The 22,250-nt window shown below is 44.7% G+C and carries 18 protein-coding genes; 13 read left to right on the forward strand and 5 right to left on the reverse strand.

From position 1 onward, the window contains the following. Positions 1-2 precede the first annotated feature (2 nt). Entirely contained in the window at positions 3-332 is a 330-nt protein-coding gene (locus BMX84_RS05205) for a YtxH domain-containing protein (protein WP_091487805.1), read from the forward strand. Between the two features lie 703 nt (positions 333-1,035). Here the strand turns inward: BMX84_RS05205 and BMX84_RS05210 are convergent. After that, positions 1,036-1,467, reverse strand: a complete 432-nt coding sequence (locus BMX84_RS05210; protein ID WP_091487806.1) for a DUF2188 domain-containing protein — start codon at positions 1,465-1,467, stop codon at positions 1,036-1,038. A 91-nt stretch (positions 1,468-1,558) separates the two neighbouring features. On the opposite strand from BMX84_RS05210, the gene BMX84_RS05215 reads away from it, so the two are divergent. The 5 genes from BMX84_RS05215 to BMX84_RS05235 all read left to right on the forward strand — a co-directional run bounded on the left by BMX84_RS05215 (position 1,559) and on the right by BMX84_RS05235 (position 6,923). Beyond that, positions 1,559-2,386: a methyltransferase domain-containing protein gene (locus BMX84_RS05215; RefSeq protein WP_091487808.1), complete on the forward strand. Its 828-nt coding sequence runs from the start codon at positions 1,559-1,561 to the stop codon at positions 2,384-2,386. A gap of 303 nt (positions 2,387-2,689) precedes the next feature. Then, a complete protein-coding gene (locus BMX84_RS05220; protein WP_091487810.1) occupies positions 2,690-3,715 on the forward strand; it encodes a D-alanine--D-alanine ligase family protein in 1,026 nt (341 codons plus the stop codon). Positions 3,716-3,818: 103 nt separating this feature from the next. Then, positions 3,819-4,994, forward strand: coding sequence for a tRNA epoxyqueuosine(34) reductase QueG (gene queG / locus BMX84_RS05225; RefSeq protein ID WP_091487811.1), 1,176 nt, complete (start codon positions 3,819-3,821; stop codon positions 4,992-4,994). A gap of 1 nt (position 4,995) precedes the next feature. Further along, on the forward strand, positions 4,996-5,505 hold the full coding sequence (trmL, locus tag BMX84_RS05230) for a tRNA (uridine(34)/cytosine(34)/5-carboxymethylaminomethyluridine(34)-2'-O)-methyltransferase TrmL (protein ID WP_091487813.1): 510 nt from the start codon (positions 4,996-4,998) through the stop codon (positions 5,503-5,505). Positions 5,506-5,951: 446 nt separating this feature from the next. Further along, positions 5,952-6,923, forward strand: coding sequence for a 3D domain-containing protein (locus BMX84_RS05235; protein WP_091487814.1), 972 nt, complete (start codon positions 5,952-5,954; stop codon positions 6,921-6,923). A 750-nt stretch (positions 6,924-7,673) separates the two neighbouring features. Here the strand turns inward: BMX84_RS05235 and argS are convergent. Further along, positions 7,674-9,368, reverse strand: a complete 1,695-nt coding sequence (argS, locus tag BMX84_RS05240) for an arginine--tRNA ligase (protein ID WP_091487816.1) — start codon at positions 9,366-9,368, stop codon at positions 7,674-7,676. A 290-nt stretch (positions 9,369-9,658) separates the two neighbouring features. On the opposite strand from argS, the gene argR reads away from it, so the two are divergent. Together argR and BMX84_RS05250 are read left to right on the forward strand one after the other, a co-directional pair. After that, a complete protein-coding gene (gene argR / locus BMX84_RS05245; protein WP_091487818.1) occupies positions 9,659-10,120 on the forward strand; it encodes an arginine repressor in 462 nt (153 codons plus the stop codon). 54 nt (positions 10,121-10,174) lie between these two features. Then, positions 10,175-11,686 (forward strand): phosphohexomutase domain-containing protein, encoded by a 1,512-nt coding sequence (locus BMX84_RS05250; protein WP_091487820.1) that lies wholly within the window; start codon positions 10,175-10,177, stop codon positions 11,684-11,686. Positions 11,687-12,197: 511 nt separating this feature from the next. Here BMX84_RS05250 and zwf read toward each other — a convergent pair. After that, on the reverse strand, positions 12,198-13,646 hold the full coding sequence (gene zwf / locus BMX84_RS05255) for a glucose-6-phosphate dehydrogenase (RefSeq protein ID WP_091487821.1): 1,449 nt from the start codon (positions 13,644-13,646) through the stop codon (positions 12,198-12,200). A 188-nt stretch (positions 13,647-13,834) separates the two neighbouring features. Here zwf and BMX84_RS05260 point away from each other — a divergent pair, with 188 nt between their 5' ends. Both BMX84_RS05260 and BMX84_RS05265 read left to right on the forward strand, forming a co-directional pair. Further along, complete coding sequence (locus BMX84_RS05260; protein ID WP_091487823.1) at positions 13,835-15,292, forward strand: aldehyde dehydrogenase family protein; 1,458 nt, start codon at positions 13,835-13,837, stop codon at positions 15,290-15,292. 128 nt (positions 15,293-15,420) lie between these two features. Then, a complete protein-coding gene (locus BMX84_RS05265) occupies positions 15,421-16,746 on the forward strand; it encodes a DEAD/DEAH box helicase (protein ID WP_091487825.1) in 1,326 nt (441 codons plus the stop codon). A gap of 71 nt (positions 16,747-16,817) precedes the next feature. Here BMX84_RS05265 and BMX84_RS05270 read toward each other — a convergent pair whose 3' ends face one another. Continuing rightward, positions 16,818-17,594 carry a DUF1189 domain-containing protein gene (locus BMX84_RS05270; RefSeq protein WP_091487826.1) on the reverse strand — a complete coding sequence of 259 codons (777 nt, stop codon included), beginning with the start codon at positions 17,592-17,594 and terminating at the stop codon, positions 16,818-16,820. Between the two features lie 207 nt (positions 17,595-17,801). On the opposite strand from BMX84_RS05270, the gene BMX84_RS05275 reads away from it, so the two are divergent. Together BMX84_RS05275 and BMX84_RS05280 are read left to right on the forward strand one after the other, a co-directional pair. Further along, a complete protein-coding gene (locus BMX84_RS05275) occupies positions 17,802-18,410 on the forward strand; it encodes a superoxide dismutase (protein WP_091487828.1) in 609 nt (202 codons plus the stop codon). Between the two features lie 748 nt (positions 18,411-19,158). Beyond that, complete coding sequence (locus tag BMX84_RS05280; RefSeq protein WP_091487830.1) at positions 19,159-21,348, forward strand: peptidoglycan D,D-transpeptidase FtsI family protein; 2,190 nt, start codon at positions 19,159-19,161, stop codon at positions 21,346-21,348. Positions 21,349-21,463: 115 nt separating this feature from the next. On the opposite strand, the gene rpmG is transcribed toward BMX84_RS05280, so the two are convergent. Next, positions 21,464-21,613: a 50S ribosomal protein L33 gene (gene rpmG, locus BMX84_RS05285; RefSeq protein WP_091487831.1), complete on the reverse strand. Its 150-nt coding sequence runs from the start codon at positions 21,611-21,613 to the stop codon at positions 21,464-21,466. A 252-nt stretch (positions 21,614-21,865) separates the two neighbouring features. On the opposite strand from rpmG, the gene BMX84_RS05290 reads away from it, so the two are divergent. Beyond that, the gene (locus BMX84_RS05290) at positions 21,866-22,225 is read left to right on the forward strand and encodes a helix-turn-helix domain-containing protein (RefSeq protein WP_091487833.1); all 360 of its coding nucleotides are present in this window, start codon (positions 21,866-21,868) and stop codon (positions 22,223-22,225) included. Positions 22,226-22,250: the final 25 nt, after the last annotated feature.

The raw sequence follows: 22,250 nt of genomic DNA on the forward strand, positions 1-22,250 counted from the left end.
ACATGTCAAAAGCAAGTTTTGGATTAGGGGCAGCTCTGGGAGCACTCGCAGGTGCAGCTGCCGCTTATTTACTGGCCCCGCAATCCGGTCAGGAATTTCAGGATGATATGAAGCTGAAAGTGAAAGATGCAAAAAATAAAGCCATCATTCGCATGGATGAAGCGGTCATGGAAACAGAAATCTGGCTGGATCAGCAGTTATCTGAACAAGACATCCGCAATCAGCCCGTTCAATACGAACGCACACCGGATAACGTGGCTGATGCACCGGCGCATGCCTATACTGATACCGATACGTATACAGAATCGCCAGACGTCTTTATCGAAGAATAAGAAGGATAAGGGCGAAGAGAGAAGCCCCGCGCTTCTCTCTTTTTTTTATGAATTTAGAAAGAGTCGGAGCGAGCCGACTCTTTCATTATTGATTTTTAAGTAATGTTCGGTCTATTCAGACTTGATCCAAGGGTAAAAGTTGTTTCCTTTTCAGCTTTTAGCAACTGGTTTACATCATTCACTCGAGTCACTAGAAAATGGACTGTCTTTTAGTAACTCAAATAATAACAGACAGGTGAGATGCTATAAAACAGGCTTTCTTCATATAACTGAAATCTCAAAGGGAAGTGGGTTATCAAAAGAAGGGGCATCTTTTAGTATCTCAAGAGGTTTCTGGCATACAGTTATGAAAACTTAGCCCTTCTTATCTGAACTTACGCTTCTTTCAACAGAAGAGTTGATAAAAGAAGGTCGATTTTTTATTAAGCCATGAGAGATATGGGGTGGAGTTGATAAAAGAATTCAACCGTTCTATGAACTCCATTACAGATAGAAGAGGAGTTACTAAAAACATCACCACGGATCAACAGATGAGGATAGGATCGGCTTGTTTTTGCAGCCGGATACTGTTAATACATCAAAGACAGAGGTGTTGAGAATACTTGCCGTGAAATTCCACTCAATCACACTAAATCTGCAATAAAAAAGCCCCGTAAACCAGCGTAGTCTGCTGAGTTACGGGACTTTCATGATTGGTGTTACTTTAATCCTGACGTTCGCCGTCTTTTGTGAAGCGGATGACGTTCGTGTCTTTATTATCGGCTATTTCCTTGGCCCGCTCGACGGCGTCGTTTTTCTTCTCATGCGTTGAGTCCGGTCGCTTGGCTTCTTTGGTCCGCACTTTCCACTCGTCATCTTCAAAATAGACGAGCACGTCATTGTCCAGCAGTTCAGCCCGGGCACTCGAGTCATGCTCGTCATTCTCGCTTGGCTGTTCGGCATGTTTATAGGACTTCAGTTCCTCTTTTGAGGCATCATCCGCCCATTCCTTTGCCTGACTCGTCGCGATCGGGATCGCCCGGTCATCGTCGTATCCTTCCTCGACTAAGGCATTCGCGATATCGATCGCTTTTTTTCGGACGACCTGGTCCAGATTCTTCATTGAAGCAGGGTAATCATCTAAATTCCATGGCATAAACGGTTCATCCTTTCATATTTGTTACTTTCGTTATATCATGAATAGGTAGAAACGTCTAATATAAGCTATAAGAATGAGGGTTAAGCCAATGAAGAAAATAGATAAAGCCAAAGTCTTTTTTCTGGATCATCTGGAGCTGTTCAGGTGTCCGGTATGTGAAAGTGACTTTATAAATGTGGAAGGGAACCAGCTGATCTGTAGAGAAAAGCATACCTTTGACCTGTCGAAAAAAGGCACGCTCCACTTTTTACTGAAGCCGTCCAAGTCCGAGTATTCAAGGGAAATGCTGCTTGCAAGACAGCGAATCGCCCAGATGGGTTTCTGGCAGCCGATGCTGGATATCCTGTACCCTCTGATCGAAACGAAACAGGGTGTGACCCTGGATGTCGGCTGTGGAGAAGGGGCGCACAGTGCCTATCTGAGGGGGAAAGGGCTGACTGGACCACTGATTGCCTTTGATATTTCTAAAGAAGGCGTCAATCTGGGTGCCGCGACATATGAAGATATCTTTTTTCTGGTTGCCGATCTGGCTCACTCGCCTTTTCAGGCCGGACAGTTCGATACCCTGTTGAATATTCTCTCACCGTCTAATTATGATGAATTCAACCGACTCCTGAAACCGGGCGGCCAGGTCATCAAAGTGATCCCCGGGTCAGATTATCTCAAAGAACTTCGAGCTTTTCAGCCGGAAGAAAAGCAGTCCTACTCGAATCAGAACGTTAAAGATAAATTTATGGAGCATTATAAAAATCCATCTATCCATCCTGTCAACTATACGGTGGATCTGACTGAAGCAGAAGTCAGCGACTTTCTCCAAATGACTCCTTTGGGTTGGAATATCAATGTTTCGGATACAAATACAGTGTCATTAAAGCAGATCACAGTGGATATGGAAATCCTGGTCGGGAATAAATGAGAATAAAAGGAATGTGGAACAATCTTTCAGATAATGAATAAGAATAACTTGTGTTTTATAAACATAAATGTTAAGATGTACTTCATAAGCTGATTTGGTTCATTCGTTTTTATCAGTCATCCCATCAGAAGCTGATAAAAATCAGTGACACTCCAAAAGGCTTCATCAACGTACCGTTTCGCAGTGCTAGACACCGAGGCGGTACGTTTTTTTTGCGTAAAATTATGGAAATCAGTGAACATGACTTCTTTCAACTGGTGTGAATAGTGTATAATACGAGTAGAACATAAAAGGAGAATGAATATGGATATCGTTGTATTAGCAGGCGGCTATAGCCATGAGCGTGAAGTGTCGATGAGCTCAGGCAGTTTGATCGCTAACGCTTTAATGAAAAATGGTCACCGCGTTATTTTGCTCGACCTCTATTTTGGAACAGATGAAGCCACGACTTTTGACGAGGCTTATAAAAAATTAAGTAAAGACACATACGACTATAAAGTGAAAAGACAGATACCTGACATGAACGCGCTGCGTGCTTTAAAAGAAAAACCAGATGAAATGATCGGACATAACGTGATCCCGATCGCCCAGTCAGCTGATCTGGTCTTCCTGTCGCTGCATGGTGAACTTGGGGAAAATGGTCAACTTCAGGCAGTGTTCGACTTATATGACATCACTTATACAGGTACAGGCTACATAGGCAGTGCGCTTGCCATGAACAAGATCCTGGCCAAGGAAGTCATGTCCCAGTATGGAATCCCGACGCCCAAGTGGGAAGTTCTCGGCAAAGATGAGACACCGGAGACAGCTGTTCCCTGTGTCGTCAAACCTGATGCCAGCGGATCGAGCATCGGCGTGTATCTGGTTGAAAAAGAAGAAGATCTGGATGCTGCGATCACAGACGCAAGAAAGTATTCAAAAGACGTCTTGATCGAAGAAATGATCCAGGGGCGCGAATTTTCTATCGGTGTGCTGGAAGATCAGGCTCTGCCACCGATCGAGATCATTCCCAAATCTGGTTTTTACGATTATGAGAACAAGTATCAGGAAGGGGCAACAGTTGAGATCTGCCCCGCTGAAATCAGTGAGGAGCTGACGACAGCTATGCAGGACATGGCTAAACGCGTGTTCAAGGCCTTGAGGCTGGAATATTATGCACGTATTGACTTTATGGTGTCTGATTCTGAAGATGTTTACTGTATCGAAGCCAATACGCTTCCGGGCATGACCCCGACGAGTCTTTTCCCACAGGAAGCCGCTGCAGCCGGCATCACGTACAATGAACTATGTGACCGCCTTGCCCAGCTTGCCGCAGATAAACGCAAATAAGGTCTGACTGGCGATAGTTTAAACAAGTATAGGATACTTATTTAAATATCCAGTGAACATACCGAAACCTGTCAACTTTAGAAAAAGAGAAAGGAGCAGTGTGATGAGTCAGCAGTTAAAAGAGTTAATCAAAGTCAAGGCAGCAGAAATCGGGATCGATAAAATCGGGTTCACCCATGCCGAGCCTTTTTACTCTCTGGAAGACAAACTCATCAAGCAGCACGCCAAGGGGCATCATTCTGGCTTTGAACATAAGGTCATCGAAGAGCGGATCTACCCGGAAAAAATCTTTGCGGAACCCAAGTCGATCATCGCGATCGCACTGGCTTACCCGTCAAAAATGCGCAACAAGCCGCCGCGTGTGAAGGGTGAACGAAGGGGAGAATTTGCCCGTGCCTCCTGGGGGACGGACTATCACTATGTCCTCCAAGACCGTATGGACAAGTTGATCGCGTATATCGAAGAGGTCGCCCCCGGAGAAGTCGCCTTCAAGCCGATGGTCGATACTGGGGAACTGGTCGACGTTGCTGTTGCCCAGCGTGCCGGCCTTGGCTTTATCGGACGTAACGGCTTACTGATAACAGAAGAATTCGGTTCCTACGTTTACCTTGGCGAGATCCTGACCAATATCGATTTTGAGCCGGATGAAGAAGTCGCGTTCGGCTGCGGGGACTGTACACGCTGTGTGGATGCCTGCCCGACGGATGCCTTATTGGGTGACGGCCGGATGAATGCCAACCGCTGTCTGTCCTATCAGACTCAGACTAAAGGCTACATGCCTAAAGAATATCGCCGGAAGATGGGCCACGTGATTTACGGTTGTGATATCTGTCAGATCGTCTGTCCGTATAACAAAGGCGTCGATTCGCATTTCCACGAAGAGATGGAACCCGAGCCTTTCAATACTATGCCTGAACTCAAGCCGCTCCTGACGATCTCCAACCGTGAGTTCAAAGAGACCTTCGGAGATCTGGCGGGGTCATGGCGCGGAAAGAAGCCGCTTCAGCGGAACGCGATCATCGCCCTGGCTAATTACCGCGACTATTCTGCGGTACCGGATCTTTTGAATGTCATCGATAATGATGTCAGACCCATGATCAGAGGAACTGCAGCCTGGGCAATTGCCACGATCACGAAAAAACGCCCCAACGAGGAGATCGTGACCTTCCTTGAAGAGGCCCTTTTAAAAGAGACGGACGAAGAAACCATTACCGAATTTAAAGAAGCCATAGGTGAAATAAAAGCCCGGCTGAATAAACTGAATGCGAAGGAGAGTTAGTGTGACGAATCATATCGCTTTATTTGAACCACTCATTCCGGCAAATACAGGAAATATCTCACGGACCTGTGCCGGAACGAATACCCAGCTCCATCTGATCGAGCCGCTGGGATTTAAAACGGACGATAAGCACTTGAAGCGTGCCGGTCTGGATTACTGGGACAAAGTGGGGATCCACTACCATAAGGATCTGGAGGCGTTTCTGGAAATCGTCGGGGACAGTCCGCTTTATCTGATTTCCAAATTTGCTGACAGAGTCTACTCCGATGTTGATTTTACGGATACATCAAAAGATCATTACTTCCTGTTTGGCAAGGAAACGACCGGACTGCCGAAAGAATTCATGCAGGAGAACCGCGACAAAGCGCTGCGTATCCCGATGAATGACGAGCATGTCCGCTCACTCAACCTCTCGAATACAGCAAACATCCTGATTTATGAAGTCCTGCGTCAGCAGGATTTTGCCGGACTCGAAAAAGTCCATACGTACGAGAATGATAAACTGAAATAAATCAGAAGTTTAAAAACGGCAGCAGCTGAATTTTTCTCTCTAATGGGAGAGATACGTTCAGCTGCTGTCGCTTTTTTTATTGAATAATATTAGAATGAATAAGCTGGGTGTTTCGATCGCACATCTAAAAATTATAATGCTTAAAGTCATTGACGATTCATGATGAGCAGCAGGCAGTTATTATGTCTTCTTGTTCATTAACCTTCTATTTATTTAGAAAAGTATAGGATAAAACATTACATATTTCACTCGAAATGACACACTGATGTAAAGATAAGACAAAAGAAATACAGAACAACTAAATGGGAATGACAAAACGAGTCAAACTGTTTTATTTTGAGTCGGACGTGGTAAGATACATACGGTTATAAAATCTTTCTGTAACATGATTAATACCATCGTCTATATTTTTATTAAAAAAATAACACTTAAAGGAGATCGAATGAATGACTATCCACAAGCACACATGGTTTAAAGCAGGACTGACCTTATCAGCAGCCGGTTTATTTTTACTGAGCCCCGATTCAGAAGTTAGCGCCAGCCAAAAATGGGTCCCGCGTACTGTTCTGGAAATCGAAAATGATATCAATAAGGCAAAAGAGACAACGAATTATAACGAAGAGCCGTTCAAGTATACGGTCAAATGGGGAGACACTCTTTGGGGCGTGTCACAAGCAACGGACATTTCTGTCGACAAACTGGCAAAAGTAAATGACATTGACAACCCGAACCTGATCATTGCCGGCTCGACTGTATATGTCACCGATGACTTGTCTGTGGTTTCCGTTCAAAATGATGAGGAAGTCGTCAGTTATGACGTCTCTTCAGATGATGTAATGGAAACTGAAACGCCGGCAGATGTAGCGAAAGCTCAAGACAATAAAAAAGCAGAAGAAGAAGAAGAAGCGCAAGCCGCCGCTGAACAGAAGGCTGAAGAAGAGGCTGCTGCCCAAGCTGCCGCTGAACAGAAGGCCGAAGAAGAGGCCGCTGCTCAAGCTGCTGAGCAAGCAGCCGAAGAAGAAGCCGTTGCCCAAGCTGCAGCTGAACAAGCAGCTGAAGAAGAAGCTGCCGCCCAAGCCGCAGCTGAACAAGCAGCTGAAGAAGAAGACACTGCCCAAGATGCAGCAGAATCAGGTACATGGATGTCAGTTGAAGCCACAGCTTATTCTAGACATGAGCCAGGTCTAACTAACTTTACCTTTACAGGAATTGATTTAAGAGAAAATACACGTGTGATCGCCGTCGATCCAGACGTTATCCCATTAGGAACAGAAGTATTCATCCCAGGATATGGTGAGTACATTGCTGGTGATACCGGTGGGGCGATCAATGGAGAGATTATCGACTTACACATGGAAGACTTAGAAGAGATGAGACAGTTTGGCCGTCGTCAAATAGATATAAAAATCTTAGACTAAGTTATGATTTTGCTATGAAACAAGCACAGGCTAAAATTGTCTGTGCTTTTTTTATAGGGAAGAATCCGCGTACGAGGATCGGCATACAAATGCGGTCCGTTCCAGATATAGATAGTGCCATATGGAACTTTACACACGGTGATGTTAACGGACGGTTAATAAATCGATTTATTTACCTCCTACCCGATTTTCAAGAATGAATGATCAGGCAGTCTTGCCTGATCAGGACCGAATTAAAAACGATCTATGCTCGGTGAAGGAGAAACTTTAATGAACTTGATATGTATAGAGATTGAGTTCATAAAATCTGTTTGTTGTTCTATGAACCCAGTTTTTTATAATAGAAGAGTTGATAGAAAATCGGGTACCTTCTATCAACTCTTCTTATTGTAAGGCTGGGAGTTACTAAAAGAAGGGCTTTCTTCTTGTAACTGAAATTCCAATATGAGCCAGGTTGCTAAAAGAAGGGGGGTTCTTTTAGTAACTTACACCGGATTCCCAAAATAGTTAATAGAAGAAGAGGCATCTTCTAGCAGCCCGGTTCCTTCAAAAAAATCAGTTGCTAAAACACGCCCAATCTTTTAGCAAGTCATAAAAACAATAGGAATGAGTTAACATAAGAAATCATCAGTTCTAAAAGTCCACACAAAATAAGTGGGGAGTTCATAAAGCACTGACCCTCTTCTAAATGATCGCACATAAAAACCGGCATCCCACTTAGAAAGTAGAGATGCCGGATACTATTTAATATTACATTTCGTTTGGTGCTTCCACGCCTAAGATACGCAGATCTTCTTTCAATACTTCTGTTACAGCAAAAACAAGAGCCAGACGGGCGTCTTTTTCCTCATGCTCGTCCAAAACACGGACATTTGCATAGAAACGGTTGAAGGACTGAGCTAAATGGATCGCATGCTTGGCGATGATCGACGGTTCGTAGTTATCGAATGCACGTTTCACCGTATGCGGATATTCCTGAAGCAATTTGATGACTTCCCAGCTGTATTCGTCACTGAGTCCGAAATCATTAGACGCATCGAAGTCAGATACTCCGGCTTTATTCAAAATGCTCATGGCACGTGCACGGGTGTACTGGACGTAAGGACCGGTTTCGCCTTCGAATTGGACTACTTCTTCGATCGTAAAGTCGAAGTTGTTCAGACGGTCGTTCTTCAAGTCATGGAAAACGACAGCTCCGACACCGACTTGTTCCGCCACTGTTTCTTTGTTCGGCAGCTCGGGATTTTTCTCTTCGATCTGCTTAAGGGCGAGAGAGCTCGCTTCATTCAGGACTTCTTCAAGCAGGACGACTTTCCCTTTACGGGTAGAGAGTTTCTTGCCGTCTTTGGTGATCAGACCGAACGGGATATGGTGGATATCATCGGACCACTCAAAGTCAGCTTCTTTCAATACAGCTTTCAACTGTTTGAAGTGGTTGGACTGTTCCTGACCGACCACGTAGAGAGCCTGTGCGAAGTCGTAGGTATTCTTTCTGTATAAGGCAGCAGCCAAGTCACGCGTCATGTACAAGGTCGCGCCGTCTGACTTCATGATCAACGCCGGGTTCAGGTCATACTTTTCAAGGTCAACAATGTGAGCGCCTTGATCAGCAGATAAGAGGTGTTTGTCGTCCAGGATCTTGACAACTTCTTCCATCTTGTCATTGTAGAAAGCTTCGCCATTCGTGGAATCGAACGTAATATTCAAGCGGTCATAGACTTTGTTGAATTCATTGAGTGATTCTTCTCTGAACCATGTCCATAATTCAACAGCCTCAGGATTGCCGTCTTCCAGTTTTCTGAACCATAAGCGGCCTTCATCTTCAAGTGATGGATCGTCTTCAGCTACGGTATGGAATTTCACGTACAAACGCAAGAGTTCTTTGATCGGGTCTTTTCTGACGTCTTCTTCAGATCCCCATTTTTTATAAGCGGTGATCAGTTTACCGAACTGTGTGCCCCAGTCGCCCAAGTGATTGATGCGGATAGGGGTGTAGTCCACTTTTTCAAAAATATTGGCTAAAGAGTTCCCGATTACGGTCGAACGCAGGTGGCCCATGGACATCGGTTTAGCGATATTGGGTGAAGACATGTCGATCGGGACATTGCCGCCGTTACCGATCTTCAAGTTGCCGAAGTTATTTTTTTCTGAAACAACTTCTTTCAGGACAGCACTTGAGACCGTTTCTTTTTTAAGGAAGAAGTTGATGTAAGGTCCGACGATCTGTTTGCGGTCGATAAGCGGGGAAGAGATGCTTTCGCCGACTTCCTGAGCGATCTGGGCCGGATTCTTTCTGAATAATTTCGCCAGCTGGAAAGTAGGGAAAGCGACGTCCCCGTGATCCGTATGTTTAGGCTTTTCGAGCAGATCCTTGATTTCATTCAATTCCAGGTTTTCGTGCAGTTGTTCATGTATAGCTTCAGCAATGATTTGTTTATAGTCCATATAAAAGACCTCCAGTAGTTGATTTCTGACCCTTAACGATTTAATACGTGCATAAAAAAAGGGCAGTTATTTTGAATAGTCAAAAGTCACGCCGTTTCTGATTACATAAGTATTAAGCACTTGTATTATAGCAAAGCTTCAGGTGACTAGCAAGATTTTATGTTGAAAGACGTTTTATTTTTAATGATTCCAATGTAGAAGATATTGTGAATATGTGATGAATGTTTATGCGAAATAAGGTATAATAGTTTAATACATATATATATTAACTTATAGGAAGCAGGGAGGATATGCGAAAATCAGAAAGACAGATGCTGATCAAACAGATCATACTGAATAATGAAGTATCTACACAGGATGAACTGCTGGCGTTTTTACACGAGAAAGGCGTCACAGCCACACAGGCAACGATATCCAGGGACATCAAAGAACTGAACCTGGTCAAAACACCTTCGGGAGATGGCGGGATAAAGTACACTATCTACCAGAACAACCAGGTGACCCTGGAAGAAAAACTGGATTCAACGATAAAAAGTGTCGTGACAAACGTGACCCTTGTCCAGTTCCTCAATGTTGTAAAAACATTGCCCGGAAATGCGCACGTTATAGGTGCATTGATCGACGATATCCATTATCCTGAAATAGTAGGAACAGTTGCGGGAAATGACACGATCATTCTGATTTCAAAAACCAGTGAAGAAGCGGAAGGCGTGTACCGGCATTTTGACGGTGTCTTACAGGAACTGGAATAAGAATGAGCTATCACGGAAAACGAGATAATGAGATGGAGAAAAGGAGACTGAATCATGACAGAGATAGATTTGAAAACCTTGCAGAATGGATCAGACATCAGAGGCTTTGCTCTGGATACTGAAAAACAGAAAAAGAATCTGACTGAAGAAACCATCAAGCGGATCGCCAACGGGCTGACAGCCTGGTGGAGCGAGAATACAGACCAGCCTTTGACAGAGACGACGATCACGATCGGACACGATAGCCGACTGACGGGTCCCACTATCAAAAACTGGCTGATCGATGTCTTTACCAGACTGGGTATGAACGTCATCGATACCCAAATGGCTACCACACCGGCCCTGTTCATGTCTACCCAATATGATGATTTCAATTCCGATATCGGGATCATGATCACTGCCAGTCACCTGCCGATGGAGTACAACGGCTTGAAATTCTTCACTAAAAATGGCGGACTTGAACATGAAGATATCGAATCCATTCTGTTTTTAGCTGAACAAGAAGTCAAAGTCACTGATGCGTATGTTTCACAGCCGACAGAAAAAGACCTTTTGTCCGTTTATGCGGCAGACCTGGTTGCTAAAATCAGAGAAGCTCTGAATGTGGATGAAGACGCCAAACCTCTTTCTGACCGAAAAATCATTGTGGATGCCGGGAATGGTGCCGGTGGTTTCTTTGCCGATAAAGTACTGAAAGTTTTGGGCGCCGATACAACCGGCAGTCAGTTTTTGAACCCTGACGGGACTTTCCCGAATCACGAACCGAATCCGGATAACAAAGAAGCGATGCAGAGCATTTCAGATGCCGTACTGAAGAACAAGGCCGACCTGGGGATCATTTTTGATACAGATGTGGACCGTTCGGCCATCGTCGACAGTGAAGGCAACAGTATCAACCGCAATAATCTGATCGGATTGATCGGCGCTATTATTTTGGAAGAGAATCCGGGGACGACGATCGTCACGAATTCTCCGGTCTCTGATCACCTGATTCAATTTGTTGAAGAAATGGGCGGGAAAGTCGATCGCTATATTTCAGGCTATCGTAATGTTATCAACCGCGGCATCGACTTGAACAAAGAAGGAATAGACTGTGCGCTGGCTATTGAAACCAGCGGACATGCAGCTCTTCGTGAAAACTTCTTCCTGGATGACGGCGCTTATCTGGCTGCGAAAATCGTTGCCAAAGAAGCTGAGCTGGCAGAAAACGGCAAAAGCGTGACGGATCTGATCAAGCATCTGGACCAGCCGGCGGAAACAGAAGAGGTACGTTTTGTCATCACCGATCCGGACTACAAAGAGCTGGGCATGGACCTGCTCGAGAGCTTTGCTGACTGGGTGAACAATATTGAGGGGTTCACTCTTGTACCAGATAATCTGGAAGGCAAGCGTGTACAGTTGAGCGATCCATACGGCCGAGGCTGGCTGCTGCTTAGAATGAGTCTTCACGAGCCGAAACTCGTACTGCAGATCGAAAACGATCAAGCGGGAACGATCCCGGCTATCAAAGACAAACTGAAATCCTTTTTCCATTATGAAAAACATTTAGACAATAGCAAGTTATAGAAGGAACCGCCAGACCTCGATGATCAAGTCGAGATCTGGCGGTTTTTAATGGGTTATGAAGAGTCGGGCCGTCCCGACTCTTTCTTTTTATATGGTTTTGGCGACTTCGACGTGTTGAGAAGAAAAAATCAAACGTATGGGCTGAACTTTGAAAAGTTCGGCTTGTTCGTAGTGCCGTTTATTTCGAACTTGTCGAAGATGGGGGCTCTTGTGTACTAACGTTCGAGAAATCCCTTTGAAGGAGTCGAAGTCGTCCGGGTTCGGCAAGTTCCAGAAGCTTCTGAAACTGAACAAACCGAAGATGACCCAAGTTCGGTTCTTAGGTTAAAGAAGAAGGACCCTACTTACCTAAGTTGTCGAAGTTCGGTCTGTACAGCACACACTTTTATTTCAACCTACCGAATAAGACAGGAAATGTCTCTCACTATGGAAAAAGACAAGAAAGAGTCCGGTACAGTCAGCCTTTATAGCTGCTTGTACCGGACTCTTGATTTATTTGTATTTATTAATTTTAGCTTTTCGGGTTATAGATCCATTTCTGTCCGTCTTTTAAGAGCAGGTCATCGGATTCCTGCGGTCCCATCGAATGAGCTGGATAAAAAGGAATGCTTTCGGTGTCTTCATTCCAGGCGTTCCTGATATGATCCACAAATTTCCATGAGGCAGCTACTTCTCCCCAGTGAGCAAAATGCGTTTCGTCACCATCCAGAACATCCAGCAGCAGTTTTTCGTAAGCTTCCGGACTTTCCTTGATCGTCTCTTCTGAGCGCATGGAACTTAGGGTGACCGGATGCATATGCATGCCCGGGCCGATCGCCTTGTCATTCAGCTGGATTTCAAAACCTTCCTCGGGACTGATATGGATCGTCAACAGGGAATCACTTTCATCAAACAGCTGCTTTTCAGTTTTCTTCCAGAGCACATCGATGCGTGACGTTTTTTCTTTCATACGTTTACCGGTACGGATATAAATAGGGACGTTGCGCCATTTATCCGAATCGATCACGATTTTTCCGGCAACGAAGGTTTCAGTCATGGATTCCGGATCCACTTTTTCTTCGTCGCGGTAAGCTTTGCAGGCACCGTCTTTGGAGGCCTGATACTGACCTCTGACGAATTCTTCTTTAACGTCAGGCTGTTTCAGAGACTCAAGCAAGGCCAGTTTCTCTTTGCGGACATTATCCGTAGAGAAAGAGTCGGGTTCATCCATGGTCAGAAGGCTGACGATCTGAAGGACATGGTTCTGGACCATATCTCTCAATGCTCCGCTTTTGTCATAGTATTCGCCGCGTTCTTCCACGCCCAGATCTTCAGTAAGGGTGATCTGGATGGAAGAGAGGGTCTCCGGGTTCCAGCTTTCCTGGATGATGCGGTTGGAAAAGCGCAGGGCGAGGATATCCTGGACCATTTCTTTACCTAAATAGTGATCGATGCGGTACAGCTGATCCTCATCAAACGAATCATTGATCTCATCGTTGAGTTCTTTGGAAGATTCCAGATCTGTTCCGAATGGTTTTTCGATAATGACGCGATTGAACCCGTTTTGAGTGACCAGTTCCTGATCTCTTAAATGCGTAGTGATCGTCCCGAAGAAAGTGGGAGACATGGACAGATAAAAGATACGGTTACCGTCGATGGCATACTCACTATCCAGAGAATCGGCCAGTTCTTTCAGCGTATGGTAGTGTTCAGAATCTTTGACGTTATGCGACTGGTATCTAAAGTGGCTTGAAAATTCTTCCGCATCTTGATCAGATTCTTTGATCGATTCGATGGCATCCTTGACCACGTTCTGGTAATACTCATCCGACCACTCTCTGCGTGCGGTCCCGATGACAGCGAAATGATCTTTCAAGTATCCTTTTGTATACAAACGATATAAGGCTGGATATAATTTCCTGGAAGCTAAATCTCCTGTAGCTCCGAATATGATATATAAAGCTTTCTTTTCTGTGGACATTATTTCCCTCTTTTCTACATGACAGGCATGTTTCTAACTCTATAAACTATTTTACTTTTAATTGATGCATCAATCAACTGTATTGTCGTAAAGTATCGATTCTTTCTAATTGAATGCTATTTTTTGCATTCATGTAAGCGGATAAAGTAAAGTGGAAGTGCAGAGAAAATTTGAAAGGAAGGGTATGAATGAACAAGTATGAACAATTGGATCTGAACTACATCGGTGGTCAGTGGCGAAAAGGAAAGAGTCAGAAAGTGATCGAGTCAGTGGATCCCTACACAGAAGATACCTATATCACGCTGCAGGTGGCTTCTTTAGAGGATTTGGATGAAGCATATGAGAGTGCCAGAAGTCATCAGAAGGAATGGGCTGAAACGAATCCATTCCAGCGTGCGGCCGTCATAAAAAAAGCCATTCATCTCATGGAAGACAGAAAAGATGAAATCGTGGATATCCTGATCAAGGATGCGGGGTCTACTATGGCAAAGGCTGAACTGGAACTGGACATCACGCTGTCTGTCATGAGTCTGGCGGCTGAATTTCCATTCAGGATGGAAACGATCGTGAATGATTCCATGATCCCTGGAAAGAAAAATCACCTGATCAGAAAACCGGTCGGTGTCGTCGGGGTCATTGGCCCATTCAACTTCCCGCTCAACTTATCCATGCGCTCGGTCGCACCGGCATTGGCAGCCGGGAATGCTGTTGTGCTGAAACCCAGTAGTCAGACACCAATCAGCGGTGGAAATATTATTGGTAAAGTCTTTGAAGAAGCCGGTCTTCCCAAAGGCGTCCTTCAAGTCGTTCACCCTAAAACGTCGGAGATCGGTGATGCCTTTTACTCCCATCCTGTACCTGACATGATCTCCTTTACCGGTTCCACAGGAGTTGGTAAGAATATCGGGGAAGTCGCCGGGAGAGAAGTAAAACGGACTATCCTCGAGCTCGGCGGGAACAACGCCATGGTCATTCTGGATGATGCGGATATAGACAGAGCAGTCAAAGGAGCCATTTATGGACGCTTCATGCACAGTGGTCAGATTTGTATGTCGACGAATCGTATCATCGTCGATGAATCGCTGTTTGATGCATTTGCCGAAAAATTCGTAGAGACGGCTCGTTCACTCAAGCATGGCGACCCGACTCAAAAAGGGACATTGATCGGTCCACTGATTTCCGGAGACGAGGTCGAACGGCTGATCGATGAAATCGAAAAAGCCAAGTCAGAGGGCGCTGAAGTGTTGCTTGAAGGCAAACGAGAAGGGAACGTTCTGACACCGACGATCCTGAAAGGGACCAACGACATGACGACCGCACAAAACGAAATGTTCGGGCCTGTTGTCACCTTGATCCCGGCAAAAGATGAAGCTCATGCTCTGGAACTGGCCAACGACACTGAAGCCGGACTCAGTGGGGCAGTTTCATCAAATGATGAGAAACGGGCTTTCGCCTTTGCTGAAAAAATGGAAACAGGCATGGTACACATCAATGACCAAAGTGTCAATGACGAACCGTACATTGCTTTTGGTGGAGAAAAGCAGTCAGGGATCGGCCGCTTTGGACGTGAACATTCACTGGATGAATTCACGACCTGGAAATGGATCTCAGTCCAGGAAGAACCCAGAGACTATCCGTTTGATTAAAAGACAATGAAAATGTGGCGGCATCTTCTTCACAGAAGGTGTCGTTTTTGCGCCATTCGTTATTTACTATGGTCAGAACGGCTTGGTTTTGGTACAATACGTAAGTGAAAAGAAATGAGGAATGAAATATGACACACCCATTCGATAGATTTAATTTGAACGATTATCTTATTGAAGCAATCAAAGAAATCGGTTTTGACGAGCCGACTGAAATCCAAGAGAAAGTTATCCCTGTAGTGAAAAAAGGCCGAGACATCATCGGTCAATCACAAACAGGTTCCGGAAAGACCCATGCGTTTTTACTTCCGCTGTTTAATCAGATCGATCCGAAAAAACAAGACGTTCAAGTCGTGATCACGGCGCCAAGCCGAGAACTGGCTGAACAACTGGCCAATGCCGCTACACAGCTGGCCGAACATTCGCCTGAACCGATCAATGTCCAGTCATATATCGGCGGGACTGACAAGAACAGACAGATCAGTAAACTGCAGAATACCCAGCCCCATGTGGTCATCGGGACACCTGGCCGTCTACTTGATGTGATCGAAAGCAATGACCTCTTGATTCATACGTCCAAATACATGGTCGTGGATGAAGCAGACATGACATTGGACATGGGCTTTTTGGAAGATGTCGACAAGATCGCGACGCGTCTGCCTGAGAACGGACAGATGCTGGTCTTCTCAGCGACTGTACCGCAGAAACTGCAGCCCTTCCTGAAAAAATACATGAACAACCCGCTTGTCATTGAAGTGGAAAATAAACAGGTGATCGCAGATACGGTCCAGAACTGGCTGATCTCGACTAAAGGCAAGAACAAGATCGATATGATCCATCAGCTGTTGACTATCGGACAGCCGTATCTGGCATTAGTCTTCGCCAACACGAAAGAGTATGTGGATGACATTGCTTATCAGCTGAAGAAAAAAGGGCTGAAAGTCGCAGTGATCCACGGCGGGATTTCTTCACGAGAACGTCGACGAGTGATGAGACAGATCCAGAACCTTGAATATCAGTACATCGTGGCGACCGATCTGGCTGCCCGCGGTATCGATATCGAAGGGATCTCCCACGTCATCAATGCGGAAGTGCCACAGGATCTGGACTACTTTGTCCACCGAGTCGGCCGTACCGGACGTAATCAGCTCAGCGGGATTGCTATCACGCTTTATGGTCCGGATGATGAACAGGATATCGTTACTATCGAAAAACGCGGCATCACGTTCGAGCCGAAAGAAATCAAAAACGGCGAAGTGGTCGATGCCCATGACCGCAACCGCAGAGAACAGCGTAAAGGGAAGAACGTCCATAAATCCGACTTCGATCCCGAGATCCACGGCTTGAGAAAGAAACTCAAGAAGAACGTGAAACCGGGATATAAACGCAAGATCGAACGCAAGAAACAGGACAAACGCAAACGCGCATTGCGAATGAATAAGAATAACAAAGACTGATTTAAATAAATCCAAAAAAAGACCTTCACTGCATGAGACCAATTGGTCCGGCAGTGAAGGTCTTTTTGTTGTTATACGGTCCGGTTTTTCTTCAGATTCCTTAACGAGGCATAAAGGAAATAGATGGAAAAGCCAATGGTGATCTCAAAGGTAAAGGGCAGGAAGAGTCCGAACGCCTCAAAAACCGAAAAGATGATCGTCGGGACACTCAATGCAACCAGTGCCATGCGCGCAACTTTTCTGAATGGCAGCACGATCCGGAACAGTGTTTTCAGTATATTCGCAAACAACGCAATGATCAGCCACTCATAAAGAAGACTGAAACTGCTTGCCAGATACGTGATGATGAAGAGAAAGAACAGGACGATAGGTGAAAAGCGTCCCATTTCCGACATGATGTCTCTGAAATCCTCATCCGTGAAGCCGTCGAGCTGTTCATATGATACGGGAAGGGACTGACCCATGATGTTGAGGTAAAACTGATCATCCATCAAACCAATACCGATCGGGACATTCAGTCGTTCAACGTTATTGTCGATCTCTTCTTCCTGGATGGAATCATTGGGATCAAAGAAAAACAGGAAGGAATCCGTCTGGTGGACATAGGATTCTGTTTCTTCTTCAACGACCAGCTCGTTCTCTGTGATTTCAAACGCCGGCAGGGTTTCTGTGATCTCCTGACCATCTTCTCTCAAAGCCCCCATAACGGACATCAGAACGGATGCCATGGATAGGGTAAGGACAAAGGCAATCAGCGCAAAATAGTAGACTAAGTGTTTTCTCGACATTCTGATAGCTTTGTATAGATGTTGGGGAGAAGTGAACCCCAGTTTCAAGTAATCTTTCATTATTTAACGCCTTTCTGTTTTTAAGTAATAAAACAAGTTTACTTCTATTTATGTCAAATTGCAATCCTCCTTTAGAAGGAGCTAAGTAGGGGGGTTTGAACTCTATGATATCAGCCTTCAATTTTCATAAGTCGTATTATTTGATAATTATGTCTGAAATGTTACACTAATACTGTACGATAAATAGCAATAGGAGGAATGTTTACTATGACATACACTTTACCAGATTTACCCTACGCATATGATGCACTGGAACCAACGATCGATGAGGAGACCATGCATCTGCACCATGACAAGCATCACGCAGGTTATGTGACTAAAACAAATAAAGCACTGGAGAACAATCCAGAACTCGCTGAATTAAGTATCGAAGACTTAATGAAAAAATTGGACTCTGTACCTGAAGACATTAAAACAGCAGTTAGAAATAACGGCGGCGGACATGCTAACCACTCATTATTCTGGGAAATCCTTTCACCAAACGGTGGCGGAGAACCAACTGGCGAATTAGCAGACGCTATAAAAGAAACCTTCGGCGACTTCGAGTCATTCAAAGAAAAATTCAATGCTGCAGCAACTGGCCGTTTCGGTTCAGGCTGGGCCTGGTTAGTGGTTTCTGATGGGAAACTGGAAGTAATGAACACGTTGAACCAGGATTCACCTTACTCAGAAGGCAAAACACCTATCTTAGGTCTTGATGTCTGGGAACATGCTTACTATCTGAACTATCAGAACAAGCGTCCTGAATATGTCAAAGCATTCTGGAACGTTGTAAACTGGGACGAAGTCTCAAAACGTTACAGCAGCGCTAAATAATAGAATAGAACGATGAGGAAAGGCCGGGATTCAGTTCCCGGCCTTTTTTATGTCAAGGAAGAAGAAACTGGCTGGGCAGTTTCGACACTACAAGGCTTCTAAAGCGGACTATACGCGCTTACAAGCGCGTATAAACCTCATTCAGAGCATTAGGGCTGGTCTGGCCTAATTTTATAGTCGGTTCGGTCAGTTAGTTTAATGTTTAATGATCTAACTGTCGAAGTTAACGCTTTTCGGTAAGTAGCTGACGGCACCGATCATCTAACTACCGAAGAAGACATACATTCAGCACTTTAGAATCAATGAAGGAAACCTAACTACCGAATTGACGCTTCTTCGGTAGTTAGGTTGCTGTTTCAAAAATCTATCGACCGAACATCATCGAACTTCGACAATTAGAACTAAGTTGTGCTCTCTTACTTACCGAAGTTTGTATCATTCAGCTCTTAGAATAGCTCCACGCGATCCTACATGTCGAACGTAGTCAAAATAAACGATTAGCGTTATTAAAAAAGGAGGCAAACGTGTACCGATTGCCTTCCTGATCAAAAGGTTTAAGCGAATGATAACACGTGTCACATCTTCACCGATTAGTCATAAAAAGTTCACAGTGTCACCGGCTTAATCCCTTTTGCGTTATGGCATTTCTTTCACCGATTTGGTAAACTAGGACGAGTATGAAAAAAGTTACCCACCAATTTGGGGACTCGGCGAATCCGTCGCATACATAGCAAGAGGAGGAAACAAAGTGAAGGCACCAAAACAAAAGAAAAACGAGAAGAAGAAATCACATATTCCTTTTCGGTTAAATTTATTATTCTTTATTGTCTTTTTACTATTCTCAACACTGATTTTACGTCTGGCTTATTTGCAGATCGTGCAGGCCGACGCTTACAAGGCAGAAGTGGAACGTACCGAACGGACGACCATCACCGGTAGTGTACCGCGTGGAGAAATATTCGATTCCCATTTAAATAAACTCGTAGGCAATGAAGCCAGACATGCGATCACCTACACGCGTGGGAAAAATGTGCCAGCTAAACAGATGGCTGCGGTCGCCTATGATTTGGCTGACTATATAAGCATGTCGCATACAACCTCTTTTGAAGTGGATCGAAAATTCGATTTGAGTGAACGTGATCTCAAAGATTTCTTCATAGCGCGCAATCAGGAAGAAGTCAGAGACCGCTTGAACGATGATGAACAGCGTCTCTCGGGGTCTGAATCTTACAGCGTGATGCTGGATAAAGTGGAGGAGTCTGAAATTCTTGCCTTCGGGGACAGAGAACTTGACGCCGCCGCGGTATTCAAGAAAATGAATTCGGCTTATTCATTAAGTACTGTCAATATTAAAAATCAGGATGTCACTGAAGAAGAAATCGCACGTATCAGCGAAAATCTGGAAAAATTCCCGGGGATCGACACAGGGACAGACTGGGTAAGGCATTATCCTAAAGAGGGTATGCTTAGATCTATTTTAGGCAGTGTAACATCAGAAGAAGCAGGTGTACCTGAATCTGGCTTGAAAACTTACCTCGCTCGAGGCTATTCAAGGAATGACCGTGTTGGACGAACTCAGCTAGAAGCCGAATATGAAACTGTTCTTAGCGGAACAAAGTCAAGAATAGAAACAGAAACAAATTCGAATGGGGATATCATTAACCGGATAGAACAATATTCCGGACACAAAGGTGATAATCTCGTTCTTTCAATGGATATCGAATTTCAGGAAAAGGTTGAACAGATCGCCGTCGATTCCTTGGCCGAGCGGGAAGGTCTGAATAAAAGTATCTATATTGCGGCAATGGATCCGAACAATGGAGATATCCTAGGACTAGCCGGCAAGAAAGTGAATGATGACGGTGAAGTCATCGATGCGACAAGCGGGATCTTCCAAAGTGCCTTCAACGTAGGGTCGGCAGTTAAAGGGGCAACGATTCTTTCTGCCTACATGGACGGGGTCCTTGACGAAACCAATAATGTAATCGTCGACCAGCCGCTCAAACTTAGAGGGTCAGAAGATATTTCATCCGTGTTCAACCGATACGGTGCCGAGGCAGTCAATGATATTACAGCACTTGAAGTTTCTTCCAACGTCTATATGGCACGACTAGCTATGCGTATGGGTGGGGAATGGGAATACACCCGCGATATGACCCTGGATATCGACGGAGCTAAACTGCTTGAGAAACAGCGTCGCTACTTTAATCAGTTCGGCCTGGGCGTCCCTACAGGAGTGGACTTCCCTTCAGATGCTACGGGACTAGAAGGCCAAGCAAATACAGCCGCACAGGGACTTTTCTACTCGTTCGGCCAATATGATACGTATACACCTCTGCAGCTGCTGCAGTACGCGTCTGTGATCGCCAACGGTGGGACGAGGTATGCGCCAAGGCTCGTGTCTGAGATCCGGGATACCAATGTCGAAACGGGGAATGTCGGCGCATTGAAGACAGAAATACAACCTAAGATTATGAACACAGTGGATGTGTCAGACGAAGCGATGGCCCGAGTCCAGCAGGGATTTTATCAAGTGGTCAATGGCAGCCGAGGCAGTGCAAGAAGTTACTTTACCGGCACACCTTATACATCTGCCGGCAAGACGGGTACAGCGGAAGCTTTGTGGTGGGATGATGATAATAATCAGATCACGGATATCGATATCATCAACATCACCTATGTCGGCTATGCACCGTATGATGACCCAGAGATCGCTGTAGCTGTCGTGGTACCCAATTTACCGACATCAGGACGAACCAACCGCGAAAACACCAAAGCGGCACGCCGGGTATTTGATGCTTATTTCAAAGTGGGAGAATTTGAGTCAGACTCGCCAAGCGAACCATTGGAAACAGTGGAAGATCTGGCAGAAGAAGCAGAAGATATGGCAACAGAGGAAGCAATTGAAGAAGATGAGGAAGAAAATACAGAAGAATAGATAGTGAATCAAAAAGACAGGCTGCCGATATTCTTAGCAGCCTGTCTTTTTATACAAAAAAGGAAGACAAAAGCGTCAGCTTCCATCTTCCTAAAATCAGTTAATATTTAACCAATTATTTTGTTTCGCGGTGCAAAGTTGCTTTGCGTTCGCGTGGGCAATACTTTTTCATTTCCAAACGCTCAGTATTGTTACGTTTGTTTTTAGATGTTAGGTAGTTACGTTCTTTACATTCTGTACATTCTAAGGTTACGTTTACTCGCATGATTGTCCCTCCTATTATTCCTGTTTTGAAGGCTATCAAACATGTTAGGGTGTCTAGCCTTACGCCTTGACTAGAATACCATGTTTTGACGGAAAATGCCAATCTTTTTTTTATAACATGTAAATATTTTGTAAGCATAATGAATTTTTCTCTATGGTACACAGGTGTCTGCCAAACTTATCTTTTTGTTTCTGATAAAATGTGCTATTATTTTAAAGTCGACTAAAATTATAAGAAAAAGGTAGGGATAGTATGGAATTATGGATGGCTGCCGGTATACTCTTAGCTTTATCTGTGCTTTTGTTTATTTATTCATTCACACAGAAGCAGGAGAAAGAACAGGCCTATAAAGAACTGGAAGAATTTTCGCTGACTACCACTCGATCGATGTATGACTTGAATAAACGTGTCAAAGCACTTGAATCGGAGCTTGGTATAGAAAGTCTGGAGCATATGCTTCCTCAGCGGGTGACACAATTGAACAAAGACAATATCATCACGATGTTCACTAAAGGCTACCCGACAGAGGCGATTTCACAGCAGCTGAATATTGCTTCCACCTCGGTTCAGGAAATCATCGATGCCTATGTCGAAGAGGGCATTCGTGCTTAAATTACATATAAAGGTGGAATCGTAA

The sequence above is a fragment of the Alkalibacterium putridalgicola genome, assembly GCF_900109825.1.
Taxonomy (GTDB): domain Bacteria; phylum Bacillota; class Bacilli; order Lactobacillales; family Carnobacteriaceae_A; genus Alkalibacterium; species Alkalibacterium putridalgicola.

Excerpts from the sequence above, each read along its gene's own strand:
- BMX84_RS05270 (WP_091487826.1), bottom strand. The coding sequence starts at position 17,594 with ATGAAAGATTACTTGAAACTGGGGTTCACTTCTCCCCAACATCTATAC.
- BMX84_RS05215 (WP_091487808.1), top strand. The coding sequence starts at position 1,559 with ATGAAGAAAATAGATAAAGCCAAAGTCTTTTTTCTGGATCATCTGGAG.
- BMX84_RS05265 (WP_091487825.1), top strand. The coding sequence starts at position 15,421 with ATGACACACCCATTCGATAGATTTAATTTGAACGATTATCTTATTGAA.
- BMX84_RS05275 (WP_091487828.1), top strand. The coding sequence starts at position 17,802 with ATGACATACACTTTACCAGATTTACCCTACGCATATGATGCACTGGAA.
- rpmG (WP_091487831.1), bottom strand. The coding sequence starts at position 21,613 with ATGCGAGTAAACGTAACCTTAGAATGTACAGAATGTAAAGAACGTAAC.
- zwf (WP_091487821.1), bottom strand. The coding sequence starts at position 13,646 with ATGTCCACAGAAAAGAAAGCTTTATATATCATATTCGGAGCTACAGGA.
- queG (WP_091487811.1), top strand. The coding sequence starts at position 3,819 with ATGAGTCAGCAGTTAAAAGAGTTAATCAAAGTCAAGGCAGCAGAAATC.
- BMX84_RS05210 (WP_091487806.1), bottom strand. The coding sequence starts at position 1,467 with ATGCCATGGAATTTAGATGATTACCCTGCTTCAATGAAGAATCTGGAC.
- argR (WP_091487818.1), top strand. The coding sequence starts at position 9,659 with ATGCGAAAATCAGAAAGACAGATGCTGATCAAACAGATCATACTGAAT.
- argS (WP_091487816.1), bottom strand. The coding sequence starts at position 9,368 with ATGGACTATAAACAAATCATTGCTGAAGCTATACATGAACAACTGCAC.
- BMX84_RS05250 (WP_091487820.1), top strand. The coding sequence starts at position 10,175 with ATGACAGAGATAGATTTGAAAACCTTGCAGAATGGATCAGACATCAGA.
- BMX84_RS05260 (WP_091487823.1), top strand. The coding sequence starts at position 13,835 with ATGAACAAGTATGAACAATTGGATCTGAACTACATCGGTGGTCAGTGG.
- BMX84_RS05290 (WP_091487833.1), top strand. The coding sequence starts at position 21,866 with ATGGAATTATGGATGGCTGCCGGTATACTCTTAGCTTTATCTGTGCTT.
- BMX84_RS05235 (WP_091487814.1), top strand. The coding sequence starts at position 5,952 with ATGACTATCCACAAGCACACATGGTTTAAAGCAGGACTGACCTTATCA.
- BMX84_RS05205 (WP_091487805.1), top strand. The coding sequence starts at position 3 with ATGTCAAAAGCAAGTTTTGGATTAGGGGCAGCTCTGGGAGCACTCGCA.
- BMX84_RS05220 (WP_091487810.1), top strand. The coding sequence starts at position 2,690 with ATGGATATCGTTGTATTAGCAGGCGGCTATAGCCATGAGCGTGAAGTG.